The sequence below is a fragment of the Mediterraneibacter glycyrrhizinilyticus genome (assembly GCF_015560805.1).
GTDB lineage: Bacteria > Bacillota > Clostridia > Lachnospirales > Lachnospiraceae > Schaedlerella > Schaedlerella glycyrrhizinilytica_A.
Map to the genome: position 1 here is coordinate 1 of NZ_JADMSO010000005.1, position 21190 is coordinate 21190.

General features: G+C 45.8%; 20 protein-coding genes and 1 pseudogene. 9 read left to right on the forward strand and 12 right to left on the reverse strand.

Translation table 11 applies throughout. The features are described from left to right. Nucleotides 1–90 precede the first annotated feature (90 nt). A pseudogene (locus I2H87_RS14085) lies at nucleotides 91–801 on the reverse strand (ATP-binding protein). Nucleotides 802–893: 92 nt separating this feature from the next. Between I2H87_RS14085 and I2H87_RS06285 the strand changes: the two are divergent. After that, entirely contained in the window at nucleotides 894–1541 is a 648-nt protein-coding gene (locus I2H87_RS06285; RefSeq protein WP_195609547.1) for a Crp/Fnr family transcriptional regulator, read from the forward strand. Nucleotides 1542–1608: 67 nt separating this feature from the next. Here the strand turns inward: I2H87_RS06285 and I2H87_RS06290 are convergent, their stop codons facing one another. Continuing rightward, on the reverse strand, nucleotides 1609–2067 hold the full coding sequence (locus I2H87_RS06290; RefSeq protein ID WP_009266792.1) for a hypothetical protein: 459 nt from the start codon (nucleotides 2065–2067) through the stop codon (nucleotides 1609–1611). Nucleotides 2068–2252: 185 nt separating this feature from the next. On the opposite strand from I2H87_RS06290, the gene cls reads away from it, so the two are divergent. The 3 genes from cls (at nucleotide 2253) to I2H87_RS06305 (ending at nucleotide 5980) form a co-directional block, all read left to right on the forward strand. After that, nucleotides 2253–3728 carry a cardiolipin synthase gene (cls, locus tag I2H87_RS06295; RefSeq protein WP_195609548.1) on the forward strand — a complete coding sequence of 492 codons (1476 nt, stop codon included), beginning with the start codon at nucleotides 2253–2255 and terminating at the stop codon, nucleotides 3726–3728. 277 nt (nucleotides 3729–4005) lie between these two features. Continuing rightward, nucleotides 4006–5079, forward strand: a complete 1074-nt coding sequence (gene tig / locus I2H87_RS06300) for a trigger factor (protein WP_195609549.1) — start codon at nucleotides 4006–4008, stop codon at nucleotides 5077–5079. Between the two features lie 34 nt (nucleotides 5080–5113). Beyond that, nucleotides 5114–5980: an aldose 1-epimerase family protein gene (locus I2H87_RS06305; protein ID WP_117549794.1), complete on the forward strand. Its 867-nt coding sequence runs from the start codon at nucleotides 5114–5116 to the stop codon at nucleotides 5978–5980. Between the two features lie 128 nt (nucleotides 5981–6108). Here the strand turns inward: I2H87_RS06305 and I2H87_RS06310 are convergent, their stop codons facing one another. From I2H87_RS06310 to I2H87_RS06320, 3 genes are all read right to left on the reverse strand, one after another. Beyond that, a complete protein-coding gene (locus I2H87_RS06310) occupies nucleotides 6109–7269 on the reverse strand; it encodes a M20 family metallopeptidase (protein ID WP_195609550.1) in 1161 nt (386 codons plus the stop codon). A gap of 110 nt (nucleotides 7270–7379) precedes the next feature. Continuing rightward, nucleotides 7380–7739 carry a YccF domain-containing protein gene (locus I2H87_RS06315; protein ID WP_022151849.1) on the reverse strand — a complete coding sequence of 120 codons (360 nt, stop codon included), beginning with the start codon at nucleotides 7737–7739 and terminating at the stop codon, nucleotides 7380–7382. Nucleotides 7740–7741: 2 nt separating this feature from the next. Then, nucleotides 7742–8203, reverse strand: coding sequence for a hypothetical protein (locus I2H87_RS06320; RefSeq protein WP_022151850.1), 462 nt, complete (start codon nucleotides 8201–8203; stop codon nucleotides 7742–7744). Nucleotides 8204–8611: 408 nt separating this feature from the next. Here I2H87_RS06320 and I2H87_RS06325 point away from each other — a divergent pair, with 408 nt between their 5' ends. From I2H87_RS06325 to I2H87_RS06345, 5 genes are all read left to right on the forward strand, one after another. After that, on the forward strand, nucleotides 8612–10387 hold the full coding sequence (locus tag I2H87_RS06325) for an SHIRT domain-containing protein (protein ID WP_195609551.1): 1776 nt from the start codon (nucleotides 8612–8614) through the stop codon (nucleotides 10385–10387). Nucleotides 10388–10589: 202 nt separating this feature from the next. Beyond that, nucleotides 10590–12743: a glycoside hydrolase family 3 C-terminal domain-containing protein gene (locus tag I2H87_RS06330; RefSeq protein ID WP_195609552.1), complete on the forward strand. Its 2154-nt coding sequence runs from the start codon at nucleotides 10590–10592 to the stop codon at nucleotides 12741–12743. Then, nucleotides 12740–14092, forward strand: a complete 1353-nt coding sequence (locus I2H87_RS06335) for an ATP-binding protein (RefSeq protein WP_207746050.1) — start codon at nucleotides 12740–12742, stop codon at nucleotides 14090–14092. The genes I2H87_RS06330 and I2H87_RS06335 overlap by 4 nt, the downstream gene beginning before the upstream one ends. Beyond that, nucleotides 14040–15605 carry a Y-family DNA polymerase gene (locus I2H87_RS06340; protein ID WP_195609615.1) on the forward strand — a complete coding sequence of 522 codons (1566 nt, stop codon included), beginning with the start codon at nucleotides 14040–14042 and terminating at the stop codon, nucleotides 15603–15605. Before I2H87_RS06335 ends, I2H87_RS06340 begins: the two co-directional genes overlap by 53 nt. A gap of 30 nt (nucleotides 15606–15635) precedes the next feature. Then, entirely contained in the window at nucleotides 15636–16100 is a 465-nt protein-coding gene (locus I2H87_RS06345; RefSeq protein ID WP_138376405.1) for a hypothetical protein, read from the forward strand. 188 nt (nucleotides 16101–16288) lie between these two features. On the opposite strand, the gene I2H87_RS06350 is transcribed toward I2H87_RS06345, so the two are convergent. From I2H87_RS06350 to I2H87_RS06380, 7 genes are read right to left on the reverse strand one after another with little or no spacing between them, the layout of a single operon-like run. Continuing rightward, the gene (locus I2H87_RS06350; protein WP_009266769.1) at nucleotides 16289–16516 is read right to left on the reverse strand and encodes a carbon storage regulator; all 228 of its coding nucleotides are present in this window, start codon (nucleotides 16514–16516) and stop codon (nucleotides 16289–16291) included. 5 nt (nucleotides 16517–16521) lie between these two features. Beyond that, on the reverse strand, nucleotides 16522–16959 hold the full coding sequence (gene fliW / locus I2H87_RS06355; RefSeq protein ID WP_009266768.1) for a flagellar assembly protein FliW: 438 nt from the start codon (nucleotides 16957–16959) through the stop codon (nucleotides 16522–16524). Between the two features lie 33 nt (nucleotides 16960–16992). After that, nucleotides 16993–17598: a DUF6470 family protein gene (locus I2H87_RS06360; protein WP_117549775.1), complete on the reverse strand. Its 606-nt coding sequence runs from the start codon at nucleotides 17596–17598 to the stop codon at nucleotides 16993–16995. Between the two features lie 48 nt (nucleotides 17599–17646). After that, entirely contained in the window at nucleotides 17647–18684 is a 1038-nt protein-coding gene (locus I2H87_RS06365; protein WP_054703321.1) for a flagellin N-terminal helical domain-containing protein, read from the reverse strand. 20 nt (nucleotides 18685–18704) lie between these two features. Beyond that, on the reverse strand, nucleotides 18705–20300 hold the full coding sequence (gene flgK / locus I2H87_RS06370; protein WP_054703322.1) for a flagellar hook-associated protein FlgK: 1596 nt from the start codon (nucleotides 20298–20300) through the stop codon (nucleotides 18705–18707). A gap of 27 nt (nucleotides 20301–20327) precedes the next feature. Continuing rightward, the gene (locus I2H87_RS06375) at nucleotides 20328–20792 is read right to left on the reverse strand and encodes a flagellar protein FlgN (protein ID WP_009266764.1); all 465 of its coding nucleotides are present in this window, start codon (nucleotides 20790–20792) and stop codon (nucleotides 20328–20330) included. Further along, nucleotides 20792–21109 carry a flagellar biosynthesis anti-sigma factor FlgM gene (locus I2H87_RS06380; protein ID WP_009266763.1) on the reverse strand — a complete coding sequence of 106 codons (318 nt, stop codon included), beginning with the start codon at nucleotides 21107–21109 and terminating at the stop codon, nucleotides 20792–20794. Before I2H87_RS06380 ends, I2H87_RS06375 begins: the two co-directional genes overlap by 1 nt. Nucleotides 21110–21190: the final 81 nt, after the last annotated feature.

Sequence of the window (21190 nt, forward strand, 5' to 3'; positions counted from 1 at the left end):
AAGGCCTCCTTATGATAAAATATTTTACCATAGAAGACCTTCTAAAACATTATTTACAGAAAAAGTTTCACATTCTCGTATTTTAAGATTTTACTCCAAAATTTTACCGTCCAGCGAAAGGGTAACGATCTGCCAGGGAATGAATTTTCCGCTTGCCTGCAATGCTTTTTTGGCAGCCGATTCTAATCCGCCGCAGCAGGGAACTTCCATGCGCACAACCGTTACACTTTGAATATTGTTGTTTTGAATGATCTGGGTCAGCTTTTCGCTGTAATCTATGCTGTCGAGTTTTGGACAACCGATTATCGTAATTTTTCCATGCATAAAATCTTCATGCATTCTGGCGTAGGCATATGCGCTGCAGTCAGCCGCAATCAACAATTTTGCTCCGTCAAAATACGGTGCATTGGTCGGTACCAGCTTGATTTGACAGGGCCATTGCTCCAACCGGGATTCTGCCTGCGCCTGAGCAGAACGGGGGATTTCCTGTGAATGCTGAATATGCTACATCTGACTGCCGGGACAGCCTGTGTGGGAAACAGCAGCATGATCATTTCTCATTTTTTTTCTCATATTTTCCTGTGCAGATTTCTCGTCATAGGCGGCAGCTTCTCGTTCTACAAAGGAAATTGCACCTGTCGGACAGGTTGGAAGACAATCTCCCAAACCATCACAATAATCATCTCGCAGAAGTTTGGCTTTTCCGTTTACCATGCCGATCGCGCCCTCGTGACAGGCTGCGGCACAAGCGCCGCATCCGTTACATTTTTCTTCGTTTATTTGGATAATTTTCCGAATCATTTTCACTTCATCTTTTCTCTTGTCTTTCTTGACAGAGTATATTACAATCAAAAACGAAAGTCCGTTGTCATAACAACGAAAAGGGAGGAAATATGAAATTATCTGATATGCAGCTATTCCGTGGATTGAAAGAAGAGGAGATCGCCTCGCTTTTAAGCTGTTTGAGTAGTTTAAAGCGCAATTATAAAAAAGGAGAAGTAATTCTTTCAGAAGGGAGCATTACAGAGAATATAGGGATTGTGTTGTCCGGTATGGCGATGATATCCTGTAACGATATCTGGGGGAATACAAGTATTTTAGGAAATGTTGCGCCGGGCTCTGTATTTGCCGAGGTATATGCCTGTATTCCGGGACAGCCGATGTTGGTTACAGTGTCTGCTGCGGAAGATACCTCGGTGTTGTTTATGAATGTAGGCCGTGTCCTGACTGCCTGCACAAATGCCTGCCCTTTTCATACAAATCTTGCGCGAAATTTACTGACAGTCTGTGCTTACAAAAGTCTGCAGCTTTCGCAAAAAATCTTGCATACCGGTTCCAAATCCATACGGGGACGATTGATGTCTTATTTTTCGGAATGTGCAAAACATGCTGGAAGCAAATCTTTTCGGATCCCATATAATCGTCAGCAGCTAGCAGATTATTTGAATGTTGATCGCAGTAGTATGTGCAACGAGCTTTCTAAAATGCGGAAAGATGGCATAATTGAATACAAAAAAAATTGTATTTTGCTCAAGAACTAAGATAAGCGTCAATGTACAAGGCGTATTTCCTATTGTACATTGACGCTTATGTTAGAATAGAGATTTCTTATTTTTCTTTGTTCTCTTTTTCCTTTTTGAATCTTGCAAAGAAACCTTTCTTTTTCTGAGGTGTCTCGAGCGGTCCGCGCACACCTTTGACTCCGGTTATGTAAATGCCGCTTACGACAGCCTTTACTTCTTTTTTGACCGGGATCAGCGGGAATACTTTTTCGTCGCACATCAGTGTCATGATCTTTGGTCCGACTTTGGCTTTGACAACTGCGACTTTCGTTCTGCGCAGATACTTCGGTGTGTTCTCGACAACAACAGATGGAAGACCAGCTTCTTTTAATTTCATACGCTTCTTATCAATGATCAGCATGTTCATCGTCTGAGCCATCGCATCCATCTGTGCTTTCTGCTCAGCCTGTTTCTTTTCCGTCTTCTTCCCGAAAAAATAAAGCGCGACAAGCGCTGCAATCAGGATGATCAGGACGACAATTAATACAATTGTTCCAGTACTCACGGTAAATCCTCCTAAAATCCTCTAAATTCCGCAATTAAGCTTCTAGTATTGTATCATTGTTTTTGGGGAAGTGCAAGAGATTTGAGATTTTAGGGTTACTTTTCCGAATGAAACCGAGTATACTATATCTACAATGGATCCGGCAAAAACTGTCGGAATGTCACATGAGAGAGAAAGGAAGTTATATGGCGGAAACGATTTGGAATACACTTGTAGAAATTTATGATTTCTTGATGAACAATCTGGTTGTGATCAATATTATACTTGCGTTGGCGATCATTTTCTTTCAGAGAAGATCCCCGCAGACCGTCTGGACATGGCTTCTGCTTTTGTATTTTATTCCGATTTTAGGATTTATTTTATATCTGGTGATCGGACAGGATTTCCATAAAAGCAGGATGTTCAAGGCGAAAGAAATCGAGGGCGATCTTAAGTATGCGGTCCGCAGGCAGGAGGAAAATATATATCGGAAGCGGCTGCGGCTGGCGAATCCTGAGATGGCAAGATTTAAAGATCTGATCCTTTACAATCTGGAAGCCGGACAGGCAGTCCTGACGGACAATAACGACGTCCGGATTTATAAGGACGGGCGCGAGAAATTTCAGGCTCTTCTTACGGAAATGGAGCAGGCGAAACGTTACATTCATATGCAGTATTACATTATCAAAAACGATGAACTTTGGCAGGCGATCGAACCGGTGCTGAAACGGAAAGTCAAGGAGGGCGTTGCGGTCCGTATTTTATTTGACAGTATGGGATGCCGTACGATGAAGAACCGGGATTGGGAGCGTCTGGAAAGGGCAGGAATCGAGGTCGCGGAATTCTTTCCGGCGCTGCTTGGAAATCTTCAGCTGCGTATCAATTATCGGAATCATCGTAAAATCGTAGTGATCGACGGCAGAATCGGATTTGTCGGAGGGTTTAATGTCGGGCGCGAATATATCGGATTGGATGAGAAATTCGGATATTGGCGCGATACACATCTTTGCATAGAGGGGGCGGCGGTCACATCTTTGGCGGTGCGGTTCGTATTGGACTGGAATTATGCGGCAAAAGAAAATCTGTTTTTGGACGACCAGCTGTTTGAAATACCCCACTATGTACGGAACGGGCATGATCCGGTACAGATCATTTCCAGTGGACCGGACTCACAGATCAAGATGATCCATGATAACTATCTGCATTTGATACACAGTGCAAAACATCATGTGTACATACAGACGCCGTATTTTATTCCGGATGATTCGATTTTGGATGCGCTGAAAATCGCGAGCCGCTCGGGAATTGATGTGCGGATCATGGTGCCTTGCAAACCCGATCACCCATTTGTTTATTGGGCGACATATTCTTATATCGGAGAAATGGTCGAGGCAGGTGCGAAGTGTTATGTTTATGACAATGGATTTCTGCATGCGAAGACATTGAGCGTAGACGGAATGGTGGCGTGTGTCGGAACTGCTAATATGGATATCAGAAGTTTTGGATTGAACTTTGAGGTAAATGCGGTCATTTACAGCGAACGGACCGTACAGCGGCTGGAGCGTGCTTTTGAAAATGATATGACGAAATGTACACATGTGACCCGGAAAGTGTACGATCAACGAGGACTTGTGATCAAAGCCAAAGAACAGTTTTCACGATTACTCTCCCCGCTGCTGTAACGGAAAATCATTATTTTTGAAATTTTATGAAATAACCGTGAATTTTCCCCAATCCCTTTTTTTCCACAGTTATATAAGGTATAATGTGCGGAAAGGGCAGAGCCGAGCTGCCACTATCAGAACAGCAATTCGGCAAGCTTGCTTGCCAGAGAGCTGTTCTGATAGTGGCGATTCGGCGAGCGAAGCGAGCCGAGGAAAATGCGAAGCATTTAGCGAGGCTGCGGCAAAGCGGGCAGTTTCAGGAAAAGAAAGACAGGAAAGAATAGGAGAAAAAGAAATGAGAAAGAAATGGATTGCAGCAGGAATTGGAATGATCATGGCAGTGTCCCTGACGGGATGCAGCGGAAAATTATCCAATGACTATGTGACGATCAATCAGTATAAAGGATTGGAAGTATCGAAAGTAGAAAAGACAGAAGTTACCGATGAGATGGTAGAGAACACGATCAACAGTTATCTCACAGCGGATCAGACAAAGACAGAGATCGCCGATAGGGCGGCGGAACTTGGCGATACGGTTGATATTGACTATACAGGTACGATGGACGGAACGGCATTTGACGGCGGAAGCGATACCGGGGCAATGTTGGAACTGGGATCAGGTTCTTTTATCGGGGCAACGGATTCATATAAAGGATTTGAAGAGCAGATCGTAGGACACAATCCGGGAGAGACATTTACGATCACGGTACAGTTCCCATCTGATTATCAGAATGCAGATTTTTCAGATAAGGTGGCGGATTTTGAGATCAAACTGAATAAGATTTATGAAGTGAAGACGCCGGAGCTTACGGATGAGTGGGTACAGACGATGAGCGAAGAATCGAAAACCGTGGAAGAGTTCAAAAAAGAGATCCGTGAGAAAATGGAGAAAAATATCCAGGCAAGTGCTGACGGACAGCTCCAGCAGGCGGTTATGGAGGCATTTTTAGAGCAGACTGAGGTAAAGAAACTTCCGCAGGATCAGGTGGACGAGCAGTATAAGAGCATCGAGGGAACTTATCAGAAAATGGCGGAAGCTTATGGTGTAGAGTTTGCGGAATTTTTATCCGGTTATATGAACATGACGGAAGAGCAGTTCAAAGAACAGGCGCAGGAAGTGGCAGAGACTGCAGTGAAACGTGATCTTGCATGCAAACTTTTAGCAGAGAAAAAGAATCTGGAACCGTCGGATAAAGAATACGAAGAGATGGCAGAGACTTATGCAAAACAGTCTAATTACGAGGACGTGGAAAGCTTTAAAAAAGAAGTCGGAGAAGATGTGGTCAAAAGCGCGGTATTACAGCAGAAAGTAGTAGAATATCTGGCGGACAACTGCGTGCAGGTAGAGCCGAGCGATTCTGAAAAATAATATGAGGATAAATCGTCACAGGGGAGGAAAAGCCATGAAACTGGAAAATGAGTTTTTGTATGCGGAGATTTCGGAGATGGGTGCGGAAGTTATCCGTATTTATGACAAAGAAAATCAGCGTGATATTTTGTGGGAGGGAGATCCGAAGTATTGGAAACGTCACTCTCCGGTGTTGTTTCCGAACGTAGGAAAAACCTATCGAAATACCGTACGGATTGGAGGAATCCAGTATCCGACAAGTCAGCATGGATTTGCAAGAGATACGATGTTTATATGCATCAAATCATCCAAGGACAATGCTTCGTTTATGATCCTGTCCAACGAAGAAATGAAAGAAGTCTATCCGTATGATTTTGAACTTCATATCAGTTATCAATTGCGTGGGAAAGAGCTGGAAGTCGAGTGGCAAGTCAAGAACCGGACGGCAGAGACGATGTATTTTACGATCGGCGGGCATCCGGCATTTCGGTTTGCCGAAGCAGGCGAAAAAAAAGAAGATTATTTTCTGAAATTTCCGGGCAAAACGGAATTGAATTATATTCTCGTGGATCCGGCAAGCGGAACCGGTGTGCCGGATCAGAGTTATCCGTTGGAATTAGAGCAGGAAATGTATCCGGTATCTGAGGAAATGTTTGAGAAAGATGCGTTGATCTTTGACGGGCAGCTGGAAGAAGTATGGCTGTGCCGAAAAGACAGAACTCCATATGTGGGACTTCGGTGTAAAGGATTTCCGAATTTCGGGATCTGGTCCGTAAAGGATGCTCCGTTCGTATGTCTGGAGCCGTGGGTCGGACGTTGTGATAACGTAGGGTTCGAGGGAGATATTTCCGAGAAACCGGGGATCACACAGTTGGAAGCCGGAGAAAAATTTGTAAAAGCTTATCAGATCATAGTTGCGTAGAGCACTTACAGAGAAAAATCAGTATAGAAAGAAAAAGTTCAGCAAAGGACAGTGGCGATGTGTGCCAGTCTGTCCGGCTGAACTTTTTTTTATGATCTGCTTCTAAATCAGTGTGCTGTTCCGGCGTTTCAAAAGATAAGATCTGCCAGCCGTTTGTATACCGTTTCACAGCGCAGAATGTCTTCGATTGCGACCCATTCGTCCGGCTGGTGCGCACATTCGAGATTGCCGGGACCGTAGGACATGCAGTTTGTGTTGTGCAGAGTTCCGGCGATGACCGCGGTGTCGGTATAGCCCGGAAAGCAGCTCACGATCGTTTCGACGCCGGTCGTCCGGCAGCAGATTTTATGCAAATGTCTTAATAATGGAGAATGTTCGTCTTTTTCCACATAGGGGCGGTTTCCGGTGATCTTGTAGGAAGCATGGATTCCGGGTACAGTGGTTTGTGCGTTTTCGATCGCCTGTTGGACGATCCGGTTGGTCTGTTCGGTACAAAGTGGCGGAACAAGGCGCATATCGATCCACAACTTGCATTGATCCGGAACGACATACGGGCGATAACCGCCCTCAATCTGTCCAAATGTGACCGTAGACTGACCGAGATCCGGATGTGTCGGCGCGTTTTGGATCGCGGTACGGATCTCATGAATGATCTCCGCCATGGCGGCAACGGCGTCTGCCCCTTTCCATGGCGTACTGGCATGAGCCGTGTGCCCGGTGACTGTGATCTCGTACCAGGTCCGTCCTTTGTGGGCAACCTGGATCTGCCCGTTGGTTGGTTCGGCATCCAGAATCCAGTCTTCTTTTGTGACCCAGCCGGATTGGATACAGCGTTCGCTTCCGCGCATAAAATCTTCTTCGTCTACGGTACAGATCAGTTTTAATGTGCGCCGCGGCGGGGTGCTTATTGATTTTTGTGCTGCATAAGAAAAAGCAGACAGACAGCAGGCAAGACCGGATTTCATATCACAAGCTCCTCTGCCGTAAATTTTGCCGTCACGTTCCAAAGCAGAAAAAGGTGGAACAGTCCAGCCGTTTCCGACAACGACCGTATCCATATGGCAGATCCAGACAAGAGCCGGAAGACCCGGATCCGTTCCCGGAAGTTCTGCCATCAGATTGAATCGGTTGGGAAGCACTTCGTCCTGATAAAGGCGGACATCAGCGTGTAAAGCCGAGATCAGCCAGCTACAGATCCAGTCTTTGATCGTCAGCTCATAAGTTCCCGGATCGGTGCTTTCGATTTGGATGAGCTGACGGGTCAGCTCTGTGGCAAGTGAATGTTCCATAAAAAATCCCTCCTCAGATAAAAAGTTGAAAATCATATAGAGCAGGCTGCAAAGAAACAAAAAGTGTACGCCCGGAAAGAACAGGGCGTACACTTTGAAATGGGCTGCTGTCAGTAGACTTCTGCACCGAACGGCATCAGTGCCAGTTTGGCAATCTTAAAATGCTGCAGACCAAATGGTATTCCGACGATCGTAATGCACATCAGTATGCCGAACAGGGCGGATTCCAGAGCCAGCGGAATTCCGGAGATGATCATCCATAAAATATTTAATAAAAGAGATCCCGCTCCTCCGCCGTAGGTCACTTCTTTTCCAAATGGAAAGAAGCTGAGCGCGGCAAATTTGAAACACTGCATTCCGATCGGAATCCCAACGATCGTGATGCACCAGAGACAGCCGCTTAAGCACCAGCTGAGACCGCTTAAAAATCCGCCGCAGATAAACCATAACACATTTCCGAGACATCCCATGATCAATACGCTCCTTTCTCAAGCATATACTGTTTTTCATAATTTTGCAAATCCGTGATCGTTGTAGATACATAATAAATGGCATTGTCGATCTCTTCTCTTGCCTCTTTTAATCTGGACTGCACGAGCCAGTCGGCGATGAGTCCGTCAAAGAAGAAATCGGCGAATGTCAGGAAACCGTCGACGCGGATATGGATTTCATATGGGAGCACCACGTCGCTGAGTTCCTGCTGGAAAACCTGTATGTGCTGTTTGGCGGATTCCAGTTTTTGGGAGGCGTCCTCCAGTTTGGAATGTTTGATCATATTGATAAAAAATCCTCCGCCGACCAGATCGGCAATCCCCCAGTCCGAAGCGCATTTTAAACTTTGCCTTGCCTCTTTGAGCGCGGAAAGCGCGCGCTTCCCGGCGATGATCGCCTCGTTGATCTCTACTACTGTTTCTTTCTCATTCTCTTTACACATAAATAACTCCTTTCTGTTTGCTGCGGCAAGCTGTTCCTGCAGCAGATGTGAGAAGTATTTGTGCTGTCAGAAAAGAATATAAAAAAAGACTCCTATCCATGACACATCTGCCACAATAAAAGTCTTGCACATCTCATTTGATACGGGTATCTCTCGATACCGGGTGACGATTTCAAATCCACCGTAAGGTGTTCGGCTACTCCCTTTTATTTGCCTGACATCAAAATAGCACATATGCGGAAATGTGTCAAGAGGCGGGAACAATATTTGCATTGTATAAATAAAGAAATATTTGTACCAGACATGCTGTTTGATATCGGAGTATATTTTGCCGGAATTCTTTATAGTATAGTAAATTTGAAACAGACCCGGCAGGGAAGAGAAAGAAAAAGGAAAGGATCAAACAGGATGAAAAAAAGACATATTTTAGGTCTTTTTGCGGCGGCTCTGATCGGTTTATCGTCAGTGGCACAGCCGACGGCGCTGACTGTGAATGCACAGGAGCTTGTTCCGCCGACCGCAAACGAGACGGGGATTTCTATTCTGGAATTTACCAGTCAGGAATTAAAAATCCCACGACTGGGAGAACCCGTAACGGAGAACTTTACGGTTTCTTCCAAAGACGGAAAGACGCGCGTGGATCATGCGCAGGATGTTTTTTTTAGCTGGAGGAAAAAACAGAAAGACGGTTCCTGGGGATACGCGTCGAATGACCGGGTATTTACGGAGGGGGAGTACCGGCTCAGATTTGATATTCAGGGCTTGGAAACTGCGGACGGTTATATGTTTTTAGAAAATACACAGCCGGCGATCAGAGTGAATGGAAATGACTTCTCCGTCGTAACCAATGATGGGATCATAGATTCGTATTGGGTGCGGGAGAATGAGCATAGCGGAACATTTGCGGTGTATTCCGAGGTGTACAGGGTGAATGCGGCAGGTCAGCCGGATGCGGCTCAAAATGTGACGCTTAGATTTATACAAACAGATGTGTTAAATATGGGATTTGTTGGATCTTATACCGGCGAATTTCAGGTTGCCAAGGATAAGACGCTGGCAGAACAGGGCATCAGCTTTCCGCGTGTCGGAAACGAACTGACGGCAGGTCAGGGATATAAACCGGTGTTCAAATATAAAGGCGCGGTGATCACAGATCTGAACTTCAAAATTGACGCAGATGCAGAAATCAGAGTGGAAGCGGTCAAGGAGGGGACGACAGATCCGGATGAAGTCTATTATGCATTCTATGAATTTGAAAGTATGACAAAAGGGAAAAATCTGCCACAGGAGGTGGTAGAGACGCTTCCGGAAGATGACACGGAATATCAAAACGGCGACGTTGTTCATGCGATCCTGCCGAATTCGACAGAAGTGGCAGTGGCGGATGGCACATGGGTATTTAAAGGGTATGATGTCACGCCGTATATGGTGCATGTGGATGATGTTACGTTCCGTGGAAAATGGGTATTTACAACGAAAGCTGCCACGATCAATCAGGCGCCGACTATCAAGGCAGGTAACCGGGTGCTGACGGTGGGAGATGCGTTTGATCCATTAGAGGGAGTCACGGCAGAAGACGCGGAAGAGGGGACGATCCCGATGACGGAAAAGAATATCAAAGAACAGAATGTTGACCGAACAACGGTGGGGGAGTATTTTGCGATTTTTGTCGTATCCGATAAACAGGGCGCGATGACGGAAAAGAGAATTGAGGTAACCGTGAAAGAGAAAGAGGACGCGGGTCAGGAGAATACGAAGCCAAATGACCCTCCGGCAGAGAACCCGAAACCGAATGACCCTCCGGCAGAGAACCTGAAGCCGAATGATCATCCGGCAGAGAATCCGAAGCCGAATGACCCACCGGCAGAAAATCCGAAGCCGAATAAACCATCAGAAGAGAAGCCGATGCCGGGCAGACCGCAGGCAGAGAAACCGAACAATTCTCAGATGAACCAGCCGTCTCAGAATGGAACTTCAAAACAGGAATCACAGGCAGGTAAGACGGAGAAGAATGAAGTGCGGAAGCAGGAGCAGGTGAAACAAGACAGTGCATCATCTGCGGTAAAGACACCGAAAACCGGAGACCGGACGCCGATCGGTCTGTTGGCAGGGGCGGCAATTATTTCACTCATAAGCCTGACAGTAATTTTGGTGAGAAAGAGCGTAAAAAATAAATCAAAATAATATGAGCAAAAGAGGCGCACAGTGGGAAAAGAGAAGTATCACACACCGGAAACGGAAGTGTGGTGCTTTTCTTTTTTTGAACCGACATATGTGATATACTTGTAATATTGAGACCACCTTGTACAAGAGATGGACGAAGTGATCGATAAGCCATTTGGATATTACGGCGGGAAAATGTTTTGGCGAAAAAGGGAGGGTAAAAATGGACAGAAAAGATGTGAGAAAAAGAGCACGAAAACAGGCGGAAGAATTGGTGGATCAGATGACTTTGATGGAGAAAGCGAGCCAGCTGCGTTATGATGCACCGGCGATCCCAAGGCTCCATATACCGGCATATAATTGGTGGAACGAGTCGCTTCACGGCGTTGCAAGAGGCGGCACTGCAACGGTATTTCCGCAGGCGATCGGGCTGGCAGCCTCATTTGACCGGGAAATGCTGGAAGAGATCGGGGAAGCGATCGCGCTGGAGGGACGCGCAAAATATAATGCGGCGGTGAAACTGGATGACCGGGATATTTATAAAGGGCTGACATTCTGGGCGCCGAATGTGAATATTTTCCGGGATCCGAGATGGGGGCGCGGACATGAAACATACGGGGAAGATCCGTATCTGTCGTCACGTCTCGGCGTTTCTTATATCCGTGGTCTGCAGGGAGACGGCGAGACGATGAAAGCGGCTGCGTGCGCGAAACATTTCGCGGTGCATTCGGGACCGGAAGCACTGCGTCATGAATTTGACGCGGAAGTTTCTGAAAAAGATCTGCGGGAGACGTATCTTCCGGCATTTCAGGCATGCGTGCAGGAGGGACATGTGGAGGCGGTGATGGGCGCGTACAATTGCGTGAACGGGGAACCGTGCTGCGGAAGTAAGACACTGCTGAAAAAAATCCTGCGGGAAGAATGGGGATTTGACGGGCATGTTGTATCGGACTGCTGGGCGATCAAAGATTTCCATGAAAATCATCTGGTAACGGGAACTCCGGTCCAGTCGGCGGCACTGGCGATGGAAGCCGGATGTGATCTGAACTGCGGCGTGACGTATCTGCATTTGGTGCATGCCTGTCAGGAGGGACTTGTGACGGAAGCGCAGATCACGGAAGCGGCGGTACGGCTGTTTACAACAAGATTCCTGCTTGGGATGTTTGACGGAAGCGAGTATGATTCCGTTCCCTATACGGTTGTGGAGTGTAAAGAACATCGCGATCTTTCAGAACGGGCGGCAAGAGAGTCTATTGTACTTTTGAAAAATAACGGCATACTTCCGCTTGACAGGGAGAAACTAAAAACGATCGGTATCATCGGTCCGAATGCGGACAGCCGAAAGGCGCTGATCGGAAATTATCACGGCACATCCTCGGAATATATTACTGTGCTTGAGGGAGTGCGCAGATCGGTTGGGGATGAAGTTCGTATCCTATATTCGGACGGATGCCATTTGTATGAAAATAAAACGGAAAATCTGGCAAGAGAACAGGATCGATTGTCTGAGGCAAGGATCGTGGCGCGGGAAAGCGACGTTGTGATTCTGTGTCTGGGACTGGATGAGACATTGGAGGGAGAAGAGGGAGATACCGGAAACAGCTACGCTTCTGGTGATAAGGTGGATCTCCGGCTTCCAAAATCCCAGCGTATGTTGATGGAAGCAGTGGCAATGGAAAAGAAACCGACCGTTCTCTGTTTGATGGCAGGCAGCGACATCGATCTTTCTTTTGCCGAGGAACATTTTGATGCGATCGTGGATCTGTGGTATCCGGGGGCGTACGGCGGCGCGGCGGCAGCAGACATTCTGTTCGGCAAATACTCCCCGTCCGGAAAACTTCCGATCACATTTTATGAATCGTTGGAAGAACTTCCGGCCTTTGAAGATTACTCGATGAAAGGCAGGACATATCGGTATCTGGAGCAGAATGCACAGTATCCGTTTGGCTACGGATTGACGTATACGAAAATGAAGATACGGAATGTATGGCTGGAAACGGCAGACAGAGAGATGGAAAATGGGGAATCGGAAAGCGAAGATTTGAAAGCGGAAGTGCTTGTCTGTGCCGAGGTTGAGAACTGCGGAAATATGGACAGTCAGGAAGTCTTGCAGATTTATGTTCGCGATACGAAGTCGGAGTATGAAACGCCGCATCCGCATCTGGCTGGATTTGAACGGATCTTTGTAGAAAAAGGGGCGAAGAGGGATATGAGAATCCCTGTGAGTAAGTCGGCATTCACCGTTGTAAATGAATCGGGAAGACGGTTCACGGACAGTGGGAAGTATGAAATTTTTGTCGGATTTTCTCAGGCCGATCCAAGGAGTGTGGAACTGATGGGAGAGAGCCCGGTGAGAGTGGAGTATGAGGTGCGTTGATTTTTGGCGTATCGAATGATGAGAGGCTCATAGGACTTCAAAATGTACAGGATACATCTGAAAAAATTAGTGAAATTATAAAAACAAAAATGGATCCAATTCCACAAGTGGTTTTAGATAATCATATAGAGGATGGGAAAGCTTTTATTATTTTGAGGGTTTTGCCTGGTCAGGAAACACCGTATTATTATGCTGCTGACGGAAATCATATTGCTTATGTACATGTTGGAAATGAAAGTGCTCCGGCAGATGCGATTGCTTTGAAAAGATTGGTTCTTCGTGGAACCAATATGACATATGACAGTATTGTGTCGTCTTACAGATTTCAAGAGTTCTCCTTTACAAAGTTAAGTTCTGTTTATCGTAATAGAACAGGAATGGAATTATCGGATTCATATTTTATCTCTTTTGAATTAGCAGCTGAAAATGGAAAATTGACAAATGCAGGTGTGTTATTGGCAGATGAATCACCGTTGAAACATTCCCGTTTATTTTGTACTCGATGGTATGGATTAGATAAAGTGTCTGGAGTAATGGAGGCATTAGATGACAAAGAATATAGCGGATCTCTTGTGTCATTATTGCAAAATGGTATGGAATTTGTCAAAAACAATTCCAAAAAACGTTGGAAGAAGACTGGAACAGGAAGAGTGGAAATGCCGGAATATCCAGAACAGGCTGTGCATGAGGCTTTAGTAAATGCACTGATTCATCGTGATTATATGGAAGTTGGAAGTGAAGTGCATATGGATATTTTTGATGATAGGATGGAGATCTATTCTCCGGGAGGAATGCCGGATGGATCCATTGTGCAGAACCTCGATACTGATCATGTAGTATCTAAGCGCCGCAATCCTGTAATCGCAGATATTTTCAGCCGCATGCATTTTATGGAGAGACGTGGCAGTGGTTTCAAAAAAATTAAAGAGGATTATCACCGTGCTGTAAATTACCGCAGTGAAGTTGAACCATTGTTTCAATCGACAGCCAGCGCTTTTTTTGTTACTCTCTATAATTTAAATTATCATGTACCGATTGCTGAGGTGTTAATTGATTCTGAAAAGGTTGCATTTGATAATGAGAAGATGTTAATTGACAGAGAAAAGCTTTTAATTCAAAAGGCTATCGATGAGTTAAAAGTTACTAAGAGAACAAAGGTAAAAGCGAAAATGTTGTTTACAGAAATGGGAATGGAAAGGATTTTTGGACGGAGGGAGATTATGCAAATGATGAATATTTCAATTACTGCTGCTGGTAATCTTTTAAATAATTTGAAGAATGGGGGCTTAATTGAAGATGTTAAGGGATTCGGAAAGGGAAAATATAAGTTTATTAAGCTGTCAAAATAAATGCTATATCGCCATTGATCTTAAATCTTTTTATGCCTCGGTCGAGTGTATCGAGCGGGGCTTAAATCCGATGACGACCAATCTCGTTGTGGCGGACAAAAGCCGGACGGAAAAGACGATCTGTCTTGCCGTGTCTCCGGCATTGAAATCTTACGGGATCCCGGGGCGGGCACGTCTGTTTGAAGTGATCCAAAAAGTGAATCTGGTAAATGCGAAGCGCAAAAGGGAAGCGCCGGGAGGAACATTTGCGGGGAAATCGGCGGATGACACGGTGCTTCGCAGTTCACCGGAGTATGCGGTGGATTATCTTGTCGCTCCGCCGCGGATGGCGAAATATATGGAGATCAGCACACAGATTTATCAGGTTTATCTGAAATATATCGCGCCGGAAGATATTCATGTGTATTCGATTGATGAAGTGATGATCGACGCAACGTCTTATCTCCACACCTATCAGATGAATGCCAAGGAACTTGCGCGGGCAATGATCAAGGATGTATATGATACGACCGGGATCACTGCGACAGCCGGAATCGGAAATAATCTGTATCTCTGCAAGGTAGCAATGGATATTGTGGCAAAGCATATCGATCCGGATGAAAACGGTGTGCGGGTCGCCGTTCTGGATGAGATGTCCTATCGGCGGCTATTGTGGGGGCACCGGCCGCTGACGGATTTCTGGAGAGTCGGAACGGGATATGCGAAGAAATTAGAAGAAGTCGGACTCTATACGATGGGGGATGTGGCGAGGTGTTCGCTGGGCGGTCCCGACGCATATTACAATGAAGAGCTTCTTTATAAAATGTTCGGCATCAATGCGGAGCTCCTGATCGACCACGCATGGGGCTGGGAGCCTTGCCGGATATCTGATATCAAAGCCTATAAACCGAGCACGAACAGTCTCGGCGCGGGGCAGGTTTTTCAATGTCCGTATACTTATGAAAAGGCGCGGGTTGTTGTGCGGGAGATGGCGGATGCTTTGGCGTTGGATCTGGTGGAAAAATGTCTTGTCACAGATCAGCTTGTGCTGACTGTCGGATATGATATTGAAAATCTGACGGACAGTGAACGACGGAAGCATTATCGTGGAGAAATAAAGAGAGACCGCTATGGGCGGGATATTCCGAAGCATGCGCATGGCACGGAAAATCTGGATGTGCAGACTTCTTCTTCGGCAATGCTTGTAGATGCTGTCACCCGTTTGTATGACCGGATCGTCGATGATGGGATGTTGATCCGGCGCGTCAATCTGTCGGCAAACCGTGTGACAGATGAAAGTCAGGCGGGGAAGAAAATGGAATTTGAGCAGATGGATCTTTTTACAGATTATCAGGCGTTGGAGCAGGAACGGGAAGAAGAGAAAGCAGCCAGAGAACGGGAACGCAGGATACAGGAAGCCATGTTGGATATCAAGAAAAAATATGGAAAGAACGCGATCTTAAAAGGATTGAGCTATCAGGAGGGGGCAACGGGAAAAGAGAGAAACCGACAGATCGGGGGACATAAAGCATAAATGTGACAGCAGATCGGGAGGAAAAATAAGATGGCGGAAAAGATGCAGATCACAAATCGGTATGATGACATTATCTCACTGCCGCATCACCAGTCGAAAACGAGACCACATATGCCGCTCATAGACCGGGCGGCACAGTTTTCGCCGTTTGCAGCGCTTACCGGATACGATGATGCGGTCAAAGAGACAGCAAGGCAGACGGAACGAAAGGCAGAACTTTCAGAAGAAATGCAGGCATGTCTGCAGGAAAAGCTGCAGATTTTACAGGCGCAGATCCCGACGAAACCGGAAGCGATACTGACTTATTTTGAAGCCGATGAAAAGAAAGCAGGAGGCACATACCGGACAGTACGAGGAGAGATCAAGCGGATCGATGAATACAGACGGGTGATCGTTTTGCTGGAAGAGGAAAGCGAGCGGAGAAACGATGTTCCGGAGATAGAAAGGCGAAAAGAGATCTCGCTGGAAGATTTATACGGGATCGAGATTTTGTGAGCGGTTATTGTGCACAATTTACAAAAATGAGTATATACTCCTATGTAATACTAACAAATCAGATAAAGAGGGTGTCGCAAAATCATCAAATTAGATGATTGAGCGATACCCTCGATCTATATGTGTAAAAACCGGAAAGAAGTGATTTGGCATCTGATGTTCTGTGAGAGTATTTGTCCCATCTTTTCTTAGATTTTCGGATCGTCTAATAATTGGCTGAGTATTTGTAACGGAATGGTTTTGGCGGCGGCTTTATTCTCTTCAGCGGCTTCCACAAGCTCAGACCGGAGAATGAGGACGTCCTTTGGGGCGTTGATCGCAAGTTTTACGGAGTCGGAACTGATTTCGGAGATCGTAATCGTCACTTCATTACCGATAGTCAATGATTGCCCTTTTTTACGTTGTAATATAAGCATAGTATTTACTCCCTCCCGTTTGCAGGTATTGCGTGTTTAAAGCTGTAAGCAGGTTCGTCCAGAATAATCTGTTTTCCGGTTCGGTTCCGGACGTTTACCGCCAAAGGAGCTTTCAGATTAACCGTAGAGTCAGTTAAAGATTCATTCAGCACACAGATCACATAGTAAGAAATATCGTCCTCACATGTAAGATTCAAGTCTTTTTTGTCCTTTTCGGATAACACCGGGGAATAGTCGGGGAAAAAGCGAAAAGGATTCATCAAAATGAAAGAAAGCGTCTCATCATCTGTGCTCTGGAAAGAAAGAAGAGAATCGGTTGTCTCGTGGAAAGGGAGCGGAAGAAAATTCTTATAGGATTCAAATCCAAACAATCCATCCGGTAAGTAGATAAGATCTTCTGGATCATAAGACAGCGAACCGAAATATTTTGCATTTATTTTCATCTTTATACCTCCGTAGAAAGAAACGTAAGGGCATTAAGCCCTTACGTCTAATGGTTTGTAATTTGGAGCGGCGCTTGGGGGGACATAAAGCGGATCCCCGACATATTCGATACGCACATCCGGATGCTGCGTGATCGACATTTCGATATTTCCGGGGATAAATTGGAAATCTCCCTGTGCAACTTTTAAATCGAATGTTAATTTATCCATTTCATAGTTTAATGTCAGATCAGGTTCCTGATAGGTAATATTTACAGGAGCAGACGGGATAAATCCCAACTGAAATTCTCCGGTAGGCATTTGTGTCCGCTGTCTGAAAATCTGCCCGAGCAGTTCGCCTCCATCTCCAGGTTTTAGCAATTGTTGTCCCTCCTGCGCATATTGTGCGGTTGCCTGTTGTGCCGCTTGCAATCCTTTTTGGGCAGTCTGTGAAATACTGCGTTTTAAGGTTGGTACAACAGAATTTCTGGCTTCATAAGTGTCCAGATTCAGTTTTGCCGGACGACTCTTGATCGAAAATTCGCCAGGAGTTCTGTCCATATCCAAAGAGGCAGTAGAGTTGGAGTATTCTAAACGGGCATTCTGGATTTTTAATTGATATTCCAAAGGAATGGTTGTGATTTTGAGTAATTGTTCCATACAGAACCCCCTTGTCATAAATGATTTATATACATGAATGTATATGTACTATTTCATAAAATCAATAAAGGATGGGGACAAAATACTGGTTCCGACTTTCAGTGCGGCATTATAAGCGTATTGAGCCCAGGAATACTGAGTGATCGCGTCCGCCATGTCGATATTAACTACATTGTCTAATTGTGTTGCCAGATTCAGCTTATCGGTCTCCAACCGGTCTTTTGTTGCGGTAAGGAATTGGGATTTTGTTCCCAATGTTGTCACTTGTTCCAGAACGTTATTGCGTCCGTCATCAAAAGCGTTCAGAAGCTTTTCAAATTCAGCCTGATCGAAAGGTTCTTTTTCAAGGGTATCGGCGATCTGACCTGCAAGGAGAACCATATTCTTTGTTGTGCCGTCGGCTGTTTTTCCATATCCGGCAACATTGATACCAGGCAGGCTTGTATTAAAAGCGCTGGACGGATCGATCTCGCCGGTCTTGTCATTGACAGTAAGACCAAATCCCAGATCAAGATACACACTTTCTTCCGAGAGTTGCTTTAAAGTATCCATTGTTTTCTGATAATCCGGATCATTCGGGGCCGGGTCTACATTGACGCCGCGATAAGTCAGGATCTGTTTGCCATTGGCATCCGTCGTCAGGGAAAACGGCGGAGTTGCCGCATCGGCTCCGCCAAAAGCATAACGTCCCTCATAGGAGGCATTCAGGCTCAGGAGCAGGCTTTCCTGTGTGCCTCTCCATGCGTCCGCATATGTTTTTCGTGTCTCGGCGTCGGCATTGGTGCCATTTAATGCTTCCAGACCATATTGCTTGCTTAAAGTCAGGGCAAGATCGCTGATCTGCATAGCGGCGTCTTCCTGCGAATCCAAAAAGGATTGTGTATTCTGAGCCGTAGAAATATAATCAAGATTCTTTACATATTTTCGTTCCAGTGTAGCGGCGCGAAGCGCACTTCCGGGATTCTCCGCAGAAGAAACAAACTGACGTCCGGTCATGACTTTGTTCCGGGCAGTGTTCAGATTCGCCATGGAAGTTCCAAGATTGGAACGATAATTACGCAGGATAGCATTCGTAGTAATTCGCATGATTTTTTGATTCCTCCTTATTATCTTCCGACAATGCCGGTCTTATTGATCAAAGTATCCAGCGCTTCATCCAGCGTGGTCATCAGTCGGGCCGCGGCAGTATAAGACTGGTTATAATGCATCAGATCCATACCCTCTTCATCCAACTGGACGCCGGAAACGCCGTCTCTTGTACTTGCCGTCTGGTTTAATACAGAAATCTGATTCTGCAATGTAGTGTTGGCAGATTTTAAATCAATAGCCAGTGTATTTTCCAGACTGGCAAAGCAGTCATAAAAGCTGCCGGTGAAAAAGGACACGCCGTTGCTTTCAAATTTCTGCGGATCTTTTAAGGCATTGATCATATTTAGAATGTTACTTGTATCGGTAGAACCGATCTCGCCGTTTACCACTTTCTTGGAAATCGTAATCCCATAATCGCCGCGCATCCAGCCGTCTGCGATCTTGATGTTGGAAGCACTGAAATCGGCATTAGGGTCAATCTTTTCAAATAGTGGACACATCTTAGCCGGATCATCCTCAAGGATCGGATCGCCATTCTTATCGACCATGTAATTTCCATTCTGATCTTTCTTAACAGGTACGTTCAAAGCATTGAATGTCTCTGCAAATGTTTTGACGAGGGAATCCAAAGCTGTTTGATAATATCCGAGTCCGTTCACAGAGGAACCGCCCTTGTCGAAGGCACCGGAATCATTCAGGATATCTAACGTCCCCTTGAGCGTACCGGACGGGATCGTATCGGTAATGTCGGCAGTGCCGCTTCCGTTGGCGCCGGTGATCGAGAGACGGACCGGATGTCCGGAAATGTCGGCGCTCAGAGATCCGCAGTCTGTATCGCTTACCAAGGTGAAAGTCTGTCCGTCGGTTCCGGTATAGTAAACGTTCGGAACTTCCAGAAACTGACCGGGAGCGATCTCACGGGATTCATATTTTACAGAGATCGGGAGATAACTTGCAAGCTGATCCAGAAGATCATTTCTCTGATCCTGAAGTTCAAGAGCCGGATTTCCGAGCACCTGACTGTTTTTAATGTTTTTATTGAGCTCTGCGATATTTTCCAGCATCTGATTGACGTCGGCAACATCATTGGACTGGAAGCCATTTGTCATCTCATCCGTGATATCCTGTAACCGCTTTGCGTTATCATGGAAAAGATTCAGAAGAATCTGCATATTAGAACGAACGGTTGTGTCGATCTCTTTTGCGTTCGGCTCTTCCGAATATTTCTGCAGTGCGGAAGAAATATCGCGAAGTGCGGCGCGGACGCCGTCCAGACTTGCCTCGTCAAAAATACTGGTAAGCTGTTCATATCCTGCAGCCAGTGCGTCGGTCGTACCGAGTTTACTCATCTGGTTGCGGTACTGAATGTCCAAAAACGGATCCCTAAGCTGGGAAATCCCGGTAACTTCAACACCATATCCGACTTTTGCGCCGTTTTTTGAACTATAAAAGCTTGCGCCGCTGTTATTCAGACTGCTGATCTCCAAACGCTGTTTGGAATAACCGCGGGTATTGATATTGGCAATATTCTGACCGGAAACATCCAGCGCACGCTGACTGGCAGACATGGCCAATTGTGCAGTTGTAAAACCGGCAAATGTAGAACGTATCATACGAACAAAATCCTCCTTAAACTATTGTTAAACAAAACGATTCGTGAAATGTGTTTCATCTGGTTTGTTTGTACCGGATGCGGAATATACGCCGGCATCCGGCTGACCGGAATTTAAAACAGACTGGATCTTGTGTAAATTTACAGAGATCGCATCCTGTGCGCTTGCATTGATCGATTGGAATATACGCACTTTTTCGGAAAGTTCCTGAAATAAAGGAGTGAGTTCTTCTTTTACTTCATCCGGAACTCTGGATAAGATCTCTCTGAACTTTAAATCCTTCATCTTCAACTTTCTCTGAAGGGTATCACGCTGCTGCTCCAGTCCGCGCAGACGGAGCACAAATGCCTGTTCCTTTTTCATACAATCTTCCAGGATGGAAAGATCGTTTGCTACCGCTGCATCGAGCTTCTGCTGTTCCACCGTGGTCAGCGATCGGAACAGATCGATAAAATCATGTATCAGAGAGATGAATTCTGTGTAATGATCCATTATTCAACCGCCTCCTTGCACAGAAGCATCCGTGATGCGATCGCAGAAGCATCAATCTTGTAAGTATGGGAAGAAATCTGCTCCTTTAGTTCGTTCAGTCTGGCGTCCGAAACCGGGATCCGAACGTCGGATGCCAGTTCTTTGGAGATCGCGGCGGCAAATGTCCGCTCGGCAATCTGTCTCGGTTCAGACTGGATCGAAATCGCATCAAAAGATTTCTCGTCGTTTTTAGGAAGCGAAGAGCTTGAGAGCCCTTTTGTGCGGATACTAAGACCGGCATAGCCAGGCGTTAGATTATTAGCATTTGAAATTTTCATACAGGACTCCTTTCTATGTCAGACCATAAAGAAAACAATCGCAATAAATTACTAACTATATCAAATATCGGTTAAAACGGA

Bases quoted from the DNA above. Each gene is read 5' to 3' on its own strand.
- I2H87_RS06320 (WP_022151850.1), bottom strand. From the start codon at position 8,203: ATGTGTAAAGAGAATGAGAAAGAAACAGTAGTAGAGATCAACGAGGCG.
- I2H87_RS06285 (WP_195609547.1), top strand. From the start codon at position 894: ATGAAATTATCTGATATGCAGCTATTCCGTGGATTGAAAGAAGAGGAG.
- I2H87_RS06360 (WP_117549775.1), bottom strand. From the start codon at position 17,598: ATGGAACAATTACTCAAAATCACAACCATTCCTTTGGAATATCAATTA.
- I2H87_RS06380 (WP_009266763.1), bottom strand. From the start codon at position 21,109: ATGAAAATTTCAAATGCTAATAATCTAACGCCTGGCTATGCCGGTCTT.
- I2H87_RS06315 (WP_022151849.1), bottom strand. From the start codon at position 7,739: ATGGGATGTCTCGGAAATGTGTTATGGTTTATCTGCGGCGGATTTTTA.
- I2H87_RS06310 (WP_195609550.1), bottom strand. From the start codon at position 7,269: ATGGAACATTCACTTGCCACAGAGCTGACCCGTCAGCTCATCCAAATC.
- I2H87_RS06375 (WP_009266764.1), bottom strand. From the start codon at position 20,792: ATGGATCATTACACAGAATTCATCTCTCTGATACATGATTTTATCGAT.
- I2H87_RS06330 (WP_195609552.1), top strand. From the start codon at position 10,590: ATGGACAGAAAAGATGTGAGAAAAAGAGCACGAAAACAGGCGGAAGAA.
- I2H87_RS06345 (WP_138376405.1), top strand. From the start codon at position 15,636: ATGGCGGAAAAGATGCAGATCACAAATCGGTATGATGACATTATCTCA.
- flgK (WP_054703322.1), bottom strand. From the start codon at position 20,300: ATGATACGTTCTACATTTGCCGGTTTTACAACTGCACAATTGGCCATG.
- cls (WP_195609548.1), top strand. From the start codon at position 2,253: ATGGCGGAAACGATTTGGAATACACTTGTAGAAATTTATGATTTCTTG.
- fliW (WP_009266768.1), bottom strand. From the start codon at position 16,959: ATGAAAATAAATGCAAAATATTTCGGTTCGCTGTCTTATGATCCAGAA.
- I2H87_RS06305 (WP_117549794.1), top strand. From the start codon at position 5,114: ATGAAACTGGAAAATGAGTTTTTGTATGCGGAGATTTCGGAGATGGGT.
- I2H87_RS06325 (WP_195609551.1), top strand. From the start codon at position 8,612: ATGAAAAAAAGACATATTTTAGGTCTTTTTGCGGCGGCTCTGATCGGT.
- tig (WP_195609549.1), top strand. From the start codon at position 4,006: ATGAGAAAGAAATGGATTGCAGCAGGAATTGGAATGATCATGGCAGTG.
- I2H87_RS06340 (WP_195609615.1), top strand. From the start codon at position 14,040: ATGTTAAGGGATTCGGAAAGGGAAAATATAAGTTTATTAAGCTGTCAA.
- I2H87_RS06350 (WP_009266769.1), bottom strand. From the start codon at position 16,516: ATGCTTATATTACAACGTAAAAAAGGGCAATCATTGACTATCGGTAAT.
- I2H87_RS06365 (WP_054703321.1), bottom strand. From the start codon at position 18,684: ATGCGAATTACTACGAATGCTATCCTGCGTAATTATCGTTCCAATCTT.